Annotated in this window: 11 protein-coding genes; 5 read left to right on the top strand and 6 right to left on the bottom strand. The window is 74.0% G+C overall.

What is annotated here, in order from left to right; translation table 11 throughout:
* Positions 1–129: 129 nt before the first annotated feature.
* The 5 genes from J3473_RS04155 to J3473_RS04135 are packed head-to-tail and all read right to left on the bottom strand — an operon-like array spanning position 130 to position 5,288.
* Complete coding sequence (locus tag J3473_RS04155) at positions 130–846, bottom strand: hypothetical protein (RefSeq protein WP_207022043.1); 717 nt, start codon at positions 844–846, stop codon at positions 130–132.
* Positions 847–892: 46 nt separating this feature from the next.
* On the bottom strand, positions 893–2,350 hold the full coding sequence (locus J3473_RS04150) for a serine/threonine-protein kinase (protein WP_207022042.1): 1,458 nt from the start codon (positions 2,348–2,350) through the stop codon (positions 893–895).
* The gene (locus J3473_RS04145) at positions 2,347–3,996 is read right to left on the bottom strand and encodes an FHA domain-containing protein (RefSeq protein WP_207022041.1); all 1,650 of its coding nucleotides are present in this window, start codon (positions 3,994–3,996) and stop codon (positions 2,347–2,349) included. Before J3473_RS04145 ends, J3473_RS04150 begins: the two co-directional genes overlap by 4 nt.
* A gap of 12 nt (positions 3,997–4,008) precedes the next feature.
* Positions 4,009–4,815 (bottom strand): PP2C family serine/threonine-protein phosphatase, encoded by an 807-nt coding sequence (locus tag J3473_RS04140; protein WP_242525679.1) that lies wholly within the window; start codon positions 4,813–4,815, stop codon positions 4,009–4,011.
* On the bottom strand, positions 4,812–5,288 hold the full coding sequence (locus J3473_RS04135) for a hypothetical protein (protein ID WP_207022040.1): 477 nt from the start codon (positions 5,286–5,288) through the stop codon (positions 4,812–4,814). Before J3473_RS04135 ends, J3473_RS04140 begins: the two co-directional genes overlap by 4 nt.
* A gap of 216 nt (positions 5,289–5,504) precedes the next feature.
* Between J3473_RS04135 and J3473_RS04130 the strand changes: the two genes are divergently transcribed.
* Genes J3473_RS04130 through J3473_RS04120 form a run of 3 tightly spaced genes read left to right on the top strand, consistent with a single transcriptional unit; the run spans position 5,505 to position 10,841 of the window.
* A complete protein-coding gene (locus tag J3473_RS04130; RefSeq protein WP_207022039.1) occupies positions 5,505–7,226 on the top strand; it encodes a stealth family protein in 1,722 nt (573 codons plus the stop codon).
* Between the two features lie 34 nt (positions 7,227–7,260).
* Positions 7,261–8,826 (top strand): stealth family protein, encoded by a 1,566-nt coding sequence (locus J3473_RS04125; RefSeq protein WP_207022038.1) that lies wholly within the window; start codon positions 7,261–7,263, stop codon positions 8,824–8,826.
* Positions 8,823–10,841, top strand: a complete 2,019-nt coding sequence (locus tag J3473_RS04120) for a glycosyltransferase (protein WP_207022037.1) — start codon at positions 8,823–8,825, stop codon at positions 10,839–10,841. The genes J3473_RS04125 and J3473_RS04120 overlap by 4 nt, the downstream gene beginning before the upstream one ends.
* Before the next feature lie 28 nt (positions 10,842–10,869).
* Here the strand turns inward: J3473_RS04120 and J3473_RS04115 are convergent, their stop codons facing one another.
* Positions 10,870–11,991: an SGNH/GDSL hydrolase family protein gene (locus tag J3473_RS04115; RefSeq protein WP_207022036.1), complete on the bottom strand. Its 1,122-nt coding sequence runs from the start codon at positions 11,989–11,991 to the stop codon at positions 10,870–10,872.
* A gap of 113 nt (positions 11,992–12,104) precedes the next feature.
* On the opposite strand from J3473_RS04115, the gene J3473_RS04110 reads away from it, so the two are divergent.
* Positions 12,105–13,994 carry a glycosyltransferase gene (locus J3473_RS04110; protein ID WP_207022035.1) on the top strand — a complete coding sequence of 630 codons (1,890 nt, stop codon included), beginning with the start codon at positions 12,105–12,107 and terminating at the stop codon, positions 13,992–13,994.
* Between the two features lie 15 nt (positions 13,995–14,009).
* Complete coding sequence (gene wecC, locus J3473_RS04105) at positions 14,010–15,254, top strand: UDP-N-acetyl-D-mannosamine dehydrogenase (RefSeq protein WP_242525678.1); 1,245 nt, start codon at positions 14,010–14,012, stop codon at positions 15,252–15,254.
* Positions 15,255–15,275: the final 21 nt, after the last annotated feature.

Below are 15,275 nucleotides of genomic sequence, written 5' to 3'. Positions count from 1 at the left end.
GAGCCGGACCACGAAAAGCCTGCACGTGCGGGTTTCTGAACGACACGGGGGTTCGTCCGCGAAACCCCGGCTCGGAAGTCTTGTCTCGTCGACATTTCGGGGTGACCCCGAAATGTCGAGGCGCGTGGGTCAGGGGGTGGGGGCGGCGCCGGGCTCGGGGAGGAGGCGCAGGTCGACCTCGGTGACCATCCGGGTCGAGAGGGCGTGCTCGACGAGCCGCGACTTGCGGTTGCTCGCGAGCTTGCCGGGCCCACCGTGGAGGCCACGCGTCCCGGCGTCGGCGAGCTTCTGGCAGACGTTGTCGAGCTTGCGGTTGAACTTCGTCGTCGTCCACCCCAGGCGCGCAGCGGCGTCGGCGGACGAGGGGATCTGTCCCCCACCGGCGTACGTCGTACGCAGGAAGCTCTCGCAGAGTGCGACGACGAGCAGCTTCTGGTCCGGGGTCATGGAGATCCGGCCGACGGTCGTCTGCGCACCGGAGTCCTCCGGCTCGGTCTCCGCCGCGGTCTCGACCGACACGAACGGGGTGTCGTCGACGAGCACGTCGAAGTCGTACGTCGTCGGCCCGGCGGTGAACCACACGGTGAACGCCTCGAGCGCGAGCGGGATGCGCGCGCCGGGGCTCAGCCAGGCCTGGAACAGCCCCTTCTTGTCGGCCACCGTCGCGGTGAGCGTGGACCCGACGTTGGTCAGCCACCAGAGCCCGTGCTCGTGGTGCACCTGGAGGAAGACGCGGTGCAGGTACGGGTTGTCGTCGACCTCGACGTCGGCCACCCGGCCGATCGTCATCGGGCGGTCCTCCGGCGCCACGTACAGCTCGCCGCAGTAGTCGACGGTCACCCCCATCGGGTCGTCCTCTCTCGCAGGGAAGTCGGCATCGACAGGCTAGGCGTCACGGCGCGGTCTCGCAGCGCACGGGCGAGAGGGGGGACGTCACGCCGGAGCTCCGCGACACCTGCACCTGGGCGCACACCGTCTGACCGGAGCCCGCCTTCGCGGTGTAGCGCGGACCGTCCTTGACCGTGATGATCTCGGCGTCTGCCACCCCGCCCTCGTTGTCCGCCAACCGGATCCGGAAGAAGTCACCACTCTCGGCGCCGACGTAGTTCCACGTGAAGGTGACGCCGGAGCCGGACCCCCGGGCGTCGATGGCGGGCTGCTCGGGGTAGTCGACCGCCCGGCTCGGGGCGGCGGTGCGCGTCAGCGTCCCGGCGGCACTCGGGGTCGGCGCGGCCTCCTCGTCACCGCGGCCGAGGGCCCACACGACGACACCGACGGTGACGGCGACGAGCGCCGCCAGCACGCCGAGCACGACGCCGCCGCTGACGGTCGTCGGGGCGTCGTCGTCCTCGTCGTCCTCGGGATGCGCGGCCGTGGGAGCAGGGGCCGCCGGCGCCGGGACGGACACGGCGCGGATGCTCGTGCGGTCGTGGTCGTCGGCGCCGCGCGCGACGGGCGACTCGGCGACCGTCGTGTTGCCCTGCTCGTCGAGGACGACGACCGCGGTCGGCGCCAGCCGCTGCTCGCGCTCGACGGCCTGGAGGCCGCGCGCCAGCTCGATCGCGCTCTGCGGGCGGCCGTCCGGGCTCTTGGCCATCGCGTGCGCGAGCAGCCGCTCGAGCGAGACGGGCACGTCGGCCCGGCCGGTGGCGGGCACCGGCGTCGCACGGATGCGGGGCATCAGCGCGTAGGCGGAGTTGTCGCCGCCCGGCTGCTCGAAGGGCGAGCGCCCCACGAGCAGGTGCCACAGGGTGGCGGCGAGCGAGTAGACGTCGCTGCGGGCGTCGCCGTTGGACATCCCGTAGAGCACCTCGGGCGCGGACCACGGGACGGAGACACCCACGTCCTCGTCGACGTCCTCGGCGTGGCCCCCGCGCCCCGCGATGCCGAAGTCGGTGAGCCCCGGCTGCCCGTACTGGCTGACGAGGACGTTGGCCGGCTTGATGTCGCGGTGGACGATGCCGGCCCGGTGCGCGGTCTCGACGGCGCTGGCCAGCTGGATGCCGGTGCGCAGCACCTCCTCGACCGTGAGCCGCTCCGCCTTGGCCCGCTGCGCGAGGTTCGGCGGCGGGTAGTACTTCATGACGAGGTAGGCGCCGCCGTCGGCCGTCTGCTCGGACCGGAAGACCTGGACGATGTACGGGTGGTCGGCGAGCTGGGCCATCGTGTTCGCCTCGTCGACGAACTGCCGCCGGATGCTCGCCGTGAGGCCCTGGCGCTTGAGCACCTTGACCGCGACGTTCATCCGCGGCGACTGCTGCTCGTAGAGGTAGACGTCGGCGTAGCCGCCCGAGCCGAGCGGGCGCACGAAGGTCAGGCCCGGGATGACCGGGGCGTCGGCTGGGGTCATCCCTCGACCTCGTAGGTCAGCGAGACCTCGTCGGCGAGGGTGATGACGGCGCCGGGCTCGATGCCCTGGTCCTCGGTCGGGCGCAGGCGCACCGGCTCCTCGCCGGGCAGCGCGACCGTGGTGCCGTTGGTCGACCCGAGGTCGCGGACGAGGACGTGCCAGCCCTCGAGGACGACCTCGGCGTGGTTGCGGCTGATGTCGCGGTCGACGCCGCCGACGCGCACGAGGTGGGGACGCTGCGCCGCCGGGAGCTCCTCGTTGACCCGCGGCGAGCGCCCGAGGAGGACGCCGCGGTCCAGCGGCACCGAGCCGCCGGTCGAGATGCGCAGGACGCCGAGGGTCGGGCGCGGGATGGGGGTCGGCTGCTGCGGCGGGATCTCGCGCCGGCAGGTGCGGCACCGGCCGGCGTGCGGCGGCGAGTGGTGCCCGGCGGGGCAGAGGACGGCGAGGACGACCGGGCGGTCGAGGTCCTCGTCGTGCCGGGGCAGCGCGGCGCGCGCGGTCGTCACCTCCGGGGCGGCGTCCGGGACGGAGGTCGCGGCGAGCGGGGCCGGGACCGGCTCGGGGTCGGGGGTCGGTTCGGGCTCGGCGTGGTGCTCGGGCTCCGGCTCGGGCACGACCGTGCGCTCGACCGGCGGGGGCGGCGGCCCGGCGGGCGGCGGCGGGGGGACGTGCGCGGCGGCTGCGGCGGCCTCGGACGGCGCTCCGCCGGGGCGGCGCCACGGCACGGAGTCGATGATCGTCCGGTCCGGCGGCGGGGAGGCGGGCACCCGCTCGGCCGGGGTCTGCCCGGCGGAGTCCTCCGGCGGGGGGAGCGTCAGGTCGGCCGGCGGAACGACGGGCTCGAGCTCGGGCTCGGGCTCGGGCTCGGGCTCGGGCTCGGGCTCGGGCTCGGGCTCGGGCTCGGGCTCGGAGGCAGCCTGCGCATCGATCGACACATCCGACGATTCCTGCACGTCCTCGAGCTCAGGCCCGACCTCCGGCTCCGGCTCCGGCTCCGCATGGTCGGGAGTCGACACATCCGACGATTCCTGCACGTCCTCGAGCTCAGGCCCGACCTCCGGCTCCGGCTCGGCGTGGTCAGGAATCGACACATCCGACGATTCCTGCACGCTCTCGAGCTCAGGCCCGACCTCCGGCTCCGGCTCGACATGGTCGGGAGTCGACACATCCGGCGAGTCCTGCACGTCCTCGACCTCGGGCCCGCCCTCCGCCCCCGGCTCGGGCACCGGAAGGACGGCGGCAACCGTGCCGGCGCGCAGCCGGGCCGGCCGGCGCCACCCACGGGCGACCTCGGGCTCGGGCAGCACCGCCGAGAGCACGACGTCGGACGCCGGCGCCTCGAGCACGACCTCGCGCCAGGGCAGCCGGTCCTCGGCACCGACGACCGAGCCGTCCGGCAGCGCCGCCGTGGCCACGCCACTCAAGAGCACCCGGACCCCGTCACCGTGCGCGGTGGCCAGCGCGAACGCCGGCATGACGAGCAGCCCGCGCGAGCACAGCAGGTCGAGCAGCTGGAGCATCCCCTCGGAGGCCGCGTTCTCGAGCGCCTCGCGGTGCCGGTCGGCGACCTCGACGACGGCCACGACGTCGGCCCCCCGCACCTCGACGAAGCCGTCCGGCACCGAGGTTCGCACGTCGGTCACGGTCGGCTCCTGTCAGGGTCGGTGCAGGCCGGCGCGCGGTGCGGTGTCCGCGTCGTCGTCGTCCTCTCCGGGGTCGACGGCCACGACCACGACGGACACGTTGTCGCGTCCCCCGGCCCGCACGGCGGCACCGACGAGCTCGTCGGCTGCTGTCTGGGGGTCAGCGTACTGGCGCGCCAGCACCATGATGTCCCGGTCGTCGAGCTCGTTGCTCAGCCCGTCGCTGCAGATGACGAACCGCTCCCCCGGCGTCGGCGCCAGCACCCACACGTCCACCCGGGGCGCGGGGTCGGTGCCGAGCGAGCGCGTGATGACGTTGCGCAGCGGGTGCGTCGCGACCTCCGACGGGTCGAGCAGCCCGGCGTCCACGAGCTCGCGCACCTCGGAGTGGTCGCGCGTCACCTGGTGCATCCGGTGGTCGGCGAGCCGGTAGACCCGGGAGTCGCCGACGTTGAAGACGACCCACTGCTCGCGCCCGCCGGTGTCGATGACCACGACGCCGGTCGCGGTCGTGCCCATGCCGCGCTTCGCGGGGTCGGCATCGACGGTGTCGAGGATGCGCCGGTTCGCCTCGCGCAGCGCGGCGCTCACGTCGTCGGCGCTGGTCGGCGGGTGCTCCTCGAGCTCGCCGAGCGTCTCGACGACGATGCGGGAGGCGACCTCGCCGGCGGCGTGGCCACCCATCCCGTCGGCCACGGCGAACACCCGGCTGGCCGCGACGAGGCTGTCCTCGTTGTGCTCGCGCACCCGGCCGACGTCGGTGGCCCGCCCGGAGCGCACGAGCATCGAGCTGCCGCGCAGCACCCGCCCGGCCCTCACGCGTCCACCCCGTCGACGACGACGGACTCGAGGACCTGCTGGAGGAGGTCGTAGTCGTCGTCCAGGCCCTCGCCCGACACCCGGCCGCGCACGTGCACCGCCGAGACGGCGTCGTCGTCGGCACCGACCACGGCCACGAGGTGCACCTCGACGACGGCGCCGTCGGCGTCGTCGCGAGAGACGTTGTGCGCGGTCCACTCGCGGTCGGCGATCTCGACGAGGAACACCTCCTCGACCTCCCCCGATGCGCCGGCGGCCGCCGTGGCGACGGAGGACGCGACCGTCCCGGCGACGGCGTCCGGCGCCTCGACCCGGTGCCGGACCTCGACGACGACCTCGTCACCGGCGCTGCCCCGGCCGACGACGCGGACGAGCGCGTCCCCGGGCGGCGGGCACGCCCAGCCGTCGGGGACCTCGAGCCGCAGCGCGGGCGGCGCCGGGCGGACCCGGGAGGGATACGCGACCACGGGCATCAGACGGTTCCCCCTCGGACGGCGGCAGGTGACCGACCGAGCCTAGACCGCGCCGCCGACCCCGACGATGGGGAGCGCTCCCCGGCGGTCGGTCGACGACGACCTCGCGGCACGCCCCCGAGCCGGACCGGCACCCGCCGGAGGACCGCCTATCATGGGCGCGCGTCGTCGGGGTGACGGCGCAGGTCACCACCCGGGGGAGAGGAGCAGTCCGGCATGCGCCTGGCCCGAGCCGTCCCCGTGCCCGCCCGCGAGTGGGTCCGCGCGCACGTCCCCGACCCGGTCTGGCGCCAGATCCGCGACGTCGCCAACGGGCGCACGCTCCCCCAGCGGGCCGTGCGCGACCTGCGCGAGACCTCCGCGAAGGCCCGCGTCGCCCAGCACCGCCGCGGCTGGAGCGCGGTGACCGTCGCCGGGCAGGTCTACGTCGCCAAGCAGGTCGAGTCCTTCCGCGCCGGAGACGTGCTCGACGCCAACCTCGCGGTGGTCGCCGACGCCTTCGAGGCCGCGGACGTCCCCTACTTCGTCCTCGACGCCGAGCCGGGCACCCGCCGCGTCGTCGTCGTCCGGCAGCCGCACCGGGCGCAGGCCCTCAGGGCGCTCGCCGCCGCGTGCCGCGGTGACGTGGTCTACGTGGGCCGGGTCGGGGGCCAGCAGGTGCGCGGCGTCCGGGTGGTGCGCCCGCAGACGCTTCCGCGCCGGGCCAAGGTCGTCCGGGTGTTCCGCGCGTACGCGAGCCCGGACGGCCACTTCATCGGCGGGCCGGCGCTCGGCTGCGACCTCGAGTTCTGGCCGGTGGCCTCCTCGGACCGGCCCGCGGCCGAGAACGGCGAGCCGATCCCGGCCGGCACGCTCGTCGCGCCCCGCGTCAACCGCTGGATCGACCTCATCACCCCCGACGAGCAGGAGACGACGCCGCGCCGCATCGGCGACACCGAGCGGCCGACCCTCGCCTCGGTCCGCCACCCGCACGTCCAGTCCGTCCAGTTCCCGGTCGACGTCGTCTACACGTGGGTCGACGGCAGCGACCCGGCCTGGCTGGAGCGCAAGGCCCGCACCCTCGAGCAGCGCGGCGGCGACGCCGGGGAGCTGCACGCCCTGGCCACCAACCCCAGCCGCTTCGTCTCCCGCGACGAGCTGCGCTTCTCGATGCGCTCGCTCGACATGTACGCCGACTGGGTGCGCCACGTCTACCTCGTCACCGACGACCAGGTCCCGGAGTGGCTCGACACCGACAACCCGCGCATCACCGTCGTGTCGCACCGCGAGCTGTTCGGCGACCGCGGCCGGCTGCCGACGTTCAACTCGCACGCCATCGAGACCCAGCTGCACCACATCGAGGGCCTGAGCGAGCAGTACCTCTACCTCAACGACGACGTGTTCTTCGCGCGCCCGGTCAGCCCCACGCACTTCTTCGTGGCCAACGGGCTGAGCACGTTCCACATGTCGAAGGCGAAGATCGGCCTGGGCCACCCCTCCGCCGAGGACGCCCCGGTGATGAGCGCCGCCAAGCGCAACCGCGACCTGCTCGCCGAGGCGTACGGCGTGACCATCGCCAACAAGTTCTGGCACGTCCCGCACGCGCTGCGCCGCTCGACGATGACCGACCTCGAGCAGCGCTTCGCCGACGAGTTCCGCGCCACCTCCTGCGCGCAGTTCCGCAGCCCGATGGACCTCTCGGTCGCCGCCTCGCTCGGGCACTACTACGGCTACCTCACCGGGCGGGCCGTCCCCGGCCGGCTGCGCTACTTCTACGCCGACATCGCCAAGGACGACACGCCCGCGCGCCTCACCGGGCTGCTCGACGAGCGCAACTTCGACGTCTTCTGCCTCAACGACCACGACTCCAGCGGGATGGACCCCGCCGCGCAGGCGAAGATCGTCCGCGACTTCCTCCAGGCCTACTTCCCGCTCAAGAGCTCCTTCGAGCGCGACTGAGCGGGGCCCTGCCGCCGCACCGCAAGGAACCCCCATGTCGTCCACCTCTCCCCCGGCCTCGACGGTCGTCCACCACGAGATGCAGGACTGGACGGCGCTCGTGGCGCCGGGGCTGTCGCCGCTCGGCGCGCGCCGGCGCAACCTCGTGATGGTGTCCGAGGCGCTCACCGCCGCCGGGGTGCGCCACTTCGCCGTGCGCGGGCTGCACGACCTCGCCAGCGCGGTGGGCGTCGACGACGTCGACCGCGAGCGCGCGCTCGACGCGCTGGCCGGCCTCGCCGCGAGCCCGGTCGCCTACGTCCGTCAGGTCGTCCCGCACGACGTGGGCCAGCACCGCCTGATGGACGGCTCGGACCCCGCCACGTGGCGGCGGCTCGCGGACGCCCGGGTCCTGCGCCTGGCGTGGTTCCAGACCGACGCCGCCGGCGCCACGGTCCTCGGCCCGGACCACGGCTGCGACGTCGAGTTCTGGACCCGGGGCGACCACGGCGACCTCGTCGGGCCGCGCCCGAACCGGGTGAGCCTGCGGCTGGCGGACGCCCCCCTGGTCCCGGTCGACGCCGACGCCTACTCGCGCCTGGCACCGGTGCCCGCGACGTCGGGGTCACAGGTCCCCACCCACCCGGACATGGCGGTCCGGCTCCCGGAGGACGTCACCTTCCCGATCGACCTCGTCTACACCTGGGTCGACGGCACGGACCCCGCGTGGGGCCGACGCCGGGCCGAGACGCTCGGCGAGGCCTACCACGCGGAGTCGTCCTCGTCGGCGCGCTACCTGAGCCGGGACGAGCTGCGGTACTCGCTGCGCTCGGTCGACCAGTACGCGCCGTGGGTCCGCAAGATCTTCGTCGTCACCGATGACCAGCGGCCGGCGTGGCTCGTCGACCACCCGCGGGTCGAGGTCGTCGACCACCGCGAGGTCTTCGAGCGGGCGTCGTGGCTGCCGACCTACAACTCGCACGCCATCGAGAGCCAGCTGCACCACATCGAGGGCCTGAGCGAGCACTTCCTCTACCTCAACGACGACATGTTCTTCGGGCGGCCGGTGGTGCCCAACGCGTTCTTCCACGCCAACGGCCTGAGCATGCACTTCCCGTCGATGTCGCGGATCCCCCAGGGCCCGATCACCGGGCTCGACACCCCGGTCGACGCCGCGTGCAAGAACAACCGCGCCCTGCTCGAGCGGGACTTCGGCCCGGTCATTGTCCAGTCGATGCAGCACGTCCCCTACGCCCTGCGCCGCAGCGTGCTGGAGGAGATGCAGGAGCGCTACCCGCAGGCCTACGAGGTGACGGCCGCCAGCCGCTTCCGCAGCCCCTCGGACCACTCGTTCACGTCCTCCTTCCACCAGTACTACTCGTTCCTCACCGGCCGGGGGACCCGCGGGTCGGTCCGCTACGGGTACATCCAGCTGGCGGTGCCCGACCTGTCCGCGCGGCTCCAGCGGCTGCTCGCGCGGCGTGACTGGGACACGTTCTGCCTCAACGACGCCTTCTCGGCCGACGAGGAGCTCGAGGCCCAGACCCGGCGCCTGCGGGAGTTCTTCGAGGCCTACTACCCGGCGCCGGCGCCGTGGGAGGCAGGGGCGGACGCGTCGTGAGGATCCAGTTCCTCATCCAGAACTACTACGGCGTCGGCGGCACGAACACCGCGGTCCACAACCTCGCGCTCGGCCTCGCGGAGCGGCACGAGGTCGAGGTCGTCTCGGTCGTGCGGCGGCAGGACCACTGCCACCAGGACCCGGCCGGGAGGTACACGGTCCGCCCCCTCCTCGACCTGCGCCGCGGCCGACCGGACGCCACCGACCTGCGCCTCACCGAGCGCTCCCGGCTCGTCCCCCCGGACGAGGAGTACTACGGCCAGTACAACGCGCTCACCGACGAGCGGATCGTCGAGCACCTCGCGGCCGGTCGCAGCGACGTCGTCATCGGGACGCGTCCCTCGCTCAACCTCCTCATCGCCCGGCACGGCCACCCGCGCGCGCTGCGCATCGCGCAGGAGCACATGACGCACGACCTCATGGCGCCGGGCGTCGTCGACGCCCTGCGCGCCGCCTACCCGGGGCTCAGCGCATCGGTGACCCTCACCGCGAGCGAGGCGACGTGGCTGCGCGGCCTCGTCCCGGGGCACCGCGTCGAGACGATCCCCAACGCGGTCCCGGAGGCCGTCGTCGCCCCCTCCACGTGCGAGCAGCCCCTCGTCGTGGCCGCCGGGCGGCTCGACGTCGTCAAGCGCTACGACGTCCTCGTGCGGGCCTTCGCGCTCGTCGCCGACGAGCTGCCCGAGTGGACCCTGCGCATCTACGGGGACGGCGAGCGCCGCGACGCGCTGCGGGCGCTCGTCGCCCGGCTCGACCTGCACGACCGGGTCCTGCTCATGGGCCGGGTGGCCCCGCTCGAGGTCGAGTGGGTCAAGGGGTCCGTCGCGGCGTCGAGCTCGACGCACGAGTCGTTCGGGATGACGATCGTCGAGGCGATGCGGGCGGGCCTGCCCGTCGTGTCCACCGACGCCCCGGTGGGTCCGCGCGAGATCGTCACCGACGGAGAGAACGGCTACCTCGTGCCCGTCGGCGACGTCGAGGCCCTCGCGGACCGGCTGCGCGTCCTCATGCGGGACACCGCCCTCCGGCAGCACATGGGCGCGGCCGCCGAGGCCTCCTCGCACCGGTTCCTCACCCCCGCCGTCGTCGACCGGTACGAGGCCCTGTTCGACGAGCTGGCGGCCGACATCCCGCGCCGCCCCTCGATGCGGTCGGTCCGCTCGGTGCTCGAGCGCCTCACCCGACGGCGCGACGAGCCGGTCGCCGGGCCCGTCGACGCATCGCCCCCCAGGGCGAGCGTCGTCGCCGAGCACGGCAGGCTGCGCGTGCACCCCCCGGCCGGCTGGACGCCCGGGTCGACACTCCTGCTGAGGAGCCGCGTCGACCGGTCGAGGCGGACCTACCCGTTCACCGGCCCGCCGGAGGCCCCCGTCTGCGAGGTGGCCGAGGCCCTGCCGGACGGGCGGTGGAACGCCTACCTCGTCGAGGGCAAGGAGGCCGTCCGCCTCGACGCCTTCATCGACGCCCGGGCGCTGCTCGCCCCGCCGCAGGAGCGGGGGCCCCTGAGCGTGCTGCTGCCCTACCGCACCGCCGACGGCTTCCTCGCCGTCCGCTCGTGGACCCGGGAGTCGCACGTCGAGTGCACCGGGACCCGGTTCGAGGGCTCCGTCCTCGTCCTCGACCTCGAGCCGCACGGTCCGGCGTGGGACGAGGACCCCGGCGTCACGCTCCGCGCGGTGCGCCGGGGCGCCGTCGAGGTCGACGTGGAGGTTCCCCTCGAGGCGAGCGGTGCCACGTCGTTCACGGGCCGGCTGCCGCTGCGCGACCTGGTCGACGCCCGCCTCACCCGGCACGACGACTGGGACCTGTGGGTGGTCCGGCGCTCCGGCGCCCAGGTCCGGGTCGCCCGCTTCCTCGACGACGTCGCCGAGCGCAAGGCCGTCTACCGCCACCCCCGGCTCACCTTCCACCCCGACGAGGGCTCGACCCTGGTCGAGACGCACCCGGCGTCGACGGTGGCGGTGCAGGTCTACTGGACGGTCGACAGCGAGGTGTCGGTCTTCGTCGCCGAGTAGGGCTCGAGGAACGAGCCGGGCGCCCGGGTCAGGCCGCCGCGGACGTGAGCGCCGGCCCCGGGAGCCAGACGTCGGCCTCCCCGGTGCCCGGGTCCGTGGTCGTCGGCTCCGGCGTGCTCGGCGGCGGGTCGGTGGCCGGCGGCGGGGTGGTCGGGGTCGGGTCCGCGCTCGGCGTCGCCCCGCCGGTGGGGGTCGGGTCGACGTTCGACGGCTCCGGCTGCGGCGCGACCGGCCCGGTGCCACCGCCGGTGCCCGTGCCGCCCGTGGTGCCGCTGCCCGCGGGGGTGCCGGCTTCCGTGGTCTGGGAGGGCTGCGGGGCGTCCGGCGTGGCGGCCTCCTTGCCGGTGAGGAGCCGGTAGACCTCGCGGCCCCACAGCTCGTCGCCGGCGCTGGACATCACGAGGGGGTCGCGGCCGGAGACGTAGGAGTCGGCCCGGCCGGTGTCCTCGAAGGCGGCGGCGATGTCGAGGGTCGGCAGGTCCGACTCCTCCGCCCAGTCGCTGACCGCCTCGCGGACGTCCTGCTGGCCGTCGCCGGCCGTCGGCGCCTGGAGCGTGACGAGCACCCGGGCCTGCGGCAGCTGCCGGCGGACGGCCTTCGCCGTCTTCTCGAGCCGGCCGGCGACCTTGTCGGCGGAGTCGTTGCGGCCGTAGTTGAGGATGACGAGGTCGGCCTCGACGGGCACGAGCAGCGGGAGCCGGGGCGCGGCGTAGTCGGCCTTGACCCCGGCGCGGCTGGCGTTGCGGATGGAGATCTTCGACCCGGAGGAGCCGTAGGAGCGCTCCTTGGCGTAGACCGTCGGGTCCGAGGGGTCGAGGCCGCGCAGCTCCACCCGGTGGTCCTGCCCGAGGAGGGCGGCCATGACCCCGACCCACTCGGCGTCGCCGTCGCTCGTCTGGTCACCGAGGACGGCGAGGCTGACCGGCTCGCCGCTGGTGATGAGGCTGCGAGCGCTCGGCGGCGAGGGCGCCTCGGTCGGGTCGACGGTCGTGCTCGTCGAGGGGCTGGCCGACGGCGACACCGCCACCGTCGCCTCCGTCTCGGGGGTCTCGCGGTTGCTCGTCATCGCGACGACCCCGACGACGAGCCCGATGTTCACCGCGACGGCCACGAGGCCGAGCGCGACATCGGTCCCCCGGAAGCGATTCACACGTCAATTGTGCCGCACCCGGCCCATCGGCCCCAGCCGGTCGGTCTCCTCTACCCTTGATCACCCGGGGTGGAGCCACACGGGCCGCACCCGTCCGACGGGTGGAGGACACGGTGCGACGGGCCGGCCGATCGCAGGACCTACGGCGACTCCTCTGGCACGTCCGCCGGGGTGGTCTGGGCCAGGCCCGCCGCCACCTGACGCGCCGCCGCCTCGACGCGGCCCGCCTCGAGGGCTCGGTGCACGTGGGGCCGGACGGGCTCGAGGTGCCGCCCTGGCCGCTGCCCGAGCGCGCTCCCCGGCGCCCGGACCTGCGGGTCGGCGTCGTCCTCGACGACTTCTCGGCCCTGGCCTACCGCTACGAGTGGGACCAGGTGGCCCTGACCCCGCAGGGCTGGCGGGCGCAGGTGGTGGAGCCGCGACCCCTCGACCTGCTCTTCGTCGAGTCGGCCTGGCACGGCAACGGCGACGCCTGGCAGTACCACCTCGCGGGCCCGAGCGCCCCGCGGCCGGCGCTGGTCGAGCTGGTGGCGTGGTGCCGCGATCATGGCGTCCCGACGGTCTTCTGGAACAAGGAGGACCCGGCCCACTACGACGACTTCCTCGCCACCGCGCGGCTGTTCGACCACGTCCTCACGACCGACGAGGGCCGGCTACCGGCCTACCGCCGCGACCTCGGGCACGAGCGGGTCGGGCTGCTGCCGTTCGCGGCACAGCCTGCGGTGCACAACCCGGTGCGCCTGCCCCCGGACCAGCACCAGTCCCGCGACCTGTTGTTCGGCGGGATGTACTTCGCCCACAAGTTCCCCGAGCGCCGCGCCCAGATGGACCTGCTCCTCGGGGCCGCCGAGCGCGTCTCGGCGCGGATGGGCACCGGGCTCGAGATCTTCTCCCGCTACCTCGGCGGGGACGAGCGCTACCAGTTCCCCGCGCCGCTCGATGCCCGCGTCGTCGGCTCCCTCGACTACGCCCGGATGCTCACCGCGACCCGGGCCTACAAGGTCGTCCTCAACGTCAACTCCGTCGTCGACAGCCCGAGCATGTGCGCCCGCCGGGTCCTCGAGGCCAGCGCGTGCGGCACCCCCGTCGTCTCCGCGCCGAGCGCGGCGATCGACCGGGTCTTCGCGGGCGACGAGGTGCTGCGGGTCGCGACGCCCGAGGAGGCCGAGTGGACGTTGCGCGCCCTCGTCGGCAGCCCGGAGATGCGCGACCGGACGGTCCACCTGGCCCAGCGGCGCATCTGGGCGGCCCACACCTACGGCCACCGCGTCGACGACGTGCTCGCCGCGACCGGGACGGCCACCCGGCGCCGCGCGCGGCCCACGGTCAGCGCCCTCGTGTCGACCAACCGCCCGCAGCAGCTCGACCACGTCCTGAGCATCCTCGGAGCGCAGGTCGACGTCGACCTCCAGGTCGTGCTCCTCGCGCACGGCTGGGACCTGCCCGCCGACGTGGCCGAGCGGGCCGCCGCGCACGGCGTCACGGACCTCGTCATCCTCACCGCACCGTCCGGGCTGACCCTCGGCGAGTGCCTCAACCGCCTCGTCACCGCGGCGGACGGCGATGTCGTGGCCAAGGTCGACGACGACGACCTCTACGGCCCGCACTACCTCTCCGACCAGCTGTACGCGCTCGACTTCTCCGGGGCGGAGGTCGTCGGCAAGCAGGCGCACCACATGTACCTCGAGGGTCAGGACGTGACGATCCTGCGCTTCCCGGACCGCGAGCACCGGTACACCGACCTCGTGATGGGCCCGACGATCGTCACCGGGTGCGACGTCGCCCGCGCCCACCCGTTCGCCGCCGTCGGGCGCGGCGAGGACACGGGTTTCCTGCGCGACGTCGTCGCCGGCGGGGGCCGGGTCTACTCGGCCGACCGATTCTCGTTCCTCCAGATGCGGCATACTTCGGGGCTGCACACATGGGAGGCCGGTTCGACCGAGCTGCTTGCAGGGGCCCGTGTCGTGGGATACGGGCTCATGCGGAGCCATGTCGTCTTCTGATTGGGGAACCCGAGCGTGAGCTCAGACACCGTCGCCGTCATCGGCCTCGGCTACATCGGCCTGCCGACCGCCGCCATCCTCGCCACGAACGGGGTGACCGTGGTGGGCGTGGACGTCAGTGACCGGCACGTCGACGCGGTCAACCGCGGCGAGGTGCCGTTCGTCGAGCCGGACCTCGCGACCCACGTCGCGGGCGCCGTCAGCCAGGGCACCCTGCGTGCCCAGAAGGACACCCCGGCCGCGTCGATCTACGTCGTCGCGGTGCCGACGCCGTTCAAGGACGACCACGCCGCCGACCTGTCGTACATCGACGCGGCGACGGACGCGATCATCCCCCAGCTGCGCGGCGGCGAGCTGCTCATCCTCGAGTCCACCTCCCCGCCCGGCACGACCGAGCACATGGCCGAGCGCGTGCTCGCCGCCCGCCCGGACCTCTCCCTCGACGGCAGCGACGACCGCCCCGTCGTCCAGTTCGCGCACTGCCCCGAGCGCGTCCTCCCGGGACGCGTGATGATCGAGCTCGTCACCAACGACCGCATCATCGGTGGCCTGACGCGCGAGGCGGCCGAGCGGGCCCGCGACCTCTACGCGATCTTCTGCCGGGCCGAGCTGCACCTGACCGACGCCACCACCGCCGAGATGGCGAAGCTGACGGAGAACTCCTTCCGCGACGTCAACATCGCGTTCGCCAACGAGCTCTCGGTCATCGCCGATCGCCTCGGCATCGACGTCTTCGAGCTGATCGACCTGGCGAACAAGCACCCGCGGGTCAACATCCTCCAGCCGGGGCCGGGTGTCGGCGGGCACTGCATCGCGGTCGACCCGTGGTTCATCGTCAGCGCCGCCCCGGAGGAGTCGCGGATCATCCGCACCGCCCGTGAGGTCAACGACGACAAGCCGGAGCTGGTGCTCGCCAAGGTGGCGGAGCACGCGGCTCGCTTCGAAGGGCCGGTCATCGCGGCGCTCGGCCTGGCCTTCAAGCCCGACATCGACGACCTGCGCGAGTCGCCGGCCCTGGCCATCACGCGCCGGCTGGCGGAGCGCCACCCCGAGGCGCGTGTCCTCGCCGTCGAGCCGAACGTCGACGAGCTGCCCGGGTCGCTGACCGGGTTCGACAACCTCGAGCTCGCCGAGACGACAGCGGCCCTCGACGCCGCGGACGTCGTCCTGCTGCTCGTCGACCACCGCGAGTTCAAGCAGCTCGACCGCTCGCTGATCGCCGGCAAGGACGTCGTCGACACCCGCGGCGTCTGGCGCTGAGCGGATGACACCCCGCGGCCG

The organism is Phycicoccus sp. DTK01, assembly GCF_017312765.1.
Taxonomy (GTDB): Bacteria; Actinomycetota; Actinomycetes; order Actinomycetales; family Dermatophilaceae; genus Phycicoccus; species Phycicoccus jejuensis.
Note: the sequence above shows the minus strand (reverse complement) of the source record. Positions and strands in the feature narration are given on the sequence as shown.

Excerpts from the sequence above, each read along its gene's own strand:
- J3473_RS04155 (WP_207022043.1), bottom strand. The coding sequence starts at position 846 with ATGGGGGTGACCGTCGACTACTGCGGCGAGCTGTACGTGGCGCCGGAG.
- J3473_RS04150 (WP_207022042.1), bottom strand. The coding sequence starts at position 2,350 with ATGACCCCAGCCGACGCCCCGGTCATCCCGGGCCTGACCTTCGTGCGC.
- J3473_RS04135 (WP_207022040.1), bottom strand. The coding sequence starts at position 5,288 with ATGCCCGTGGTCGCGTATCCCTCCCGGGTCCGCCCGGCGCCGCCCGCG.
- J3473_RS04130 (WP_207022039.1), top strand. The coding sequence starts at position 5,505 with ATGCGCCTGGCCCGAGCCGTCCCCGTGCCCGCCCGCGAGTGGGTCCGC.
- J3473_RS04125 (WP_207022038.1), top strand. The coding sequence starts at position 7,261 with ATGTCGTCCACCTCTCCCCCGGCCTCGACGGTCGTCCACCACGAGATG.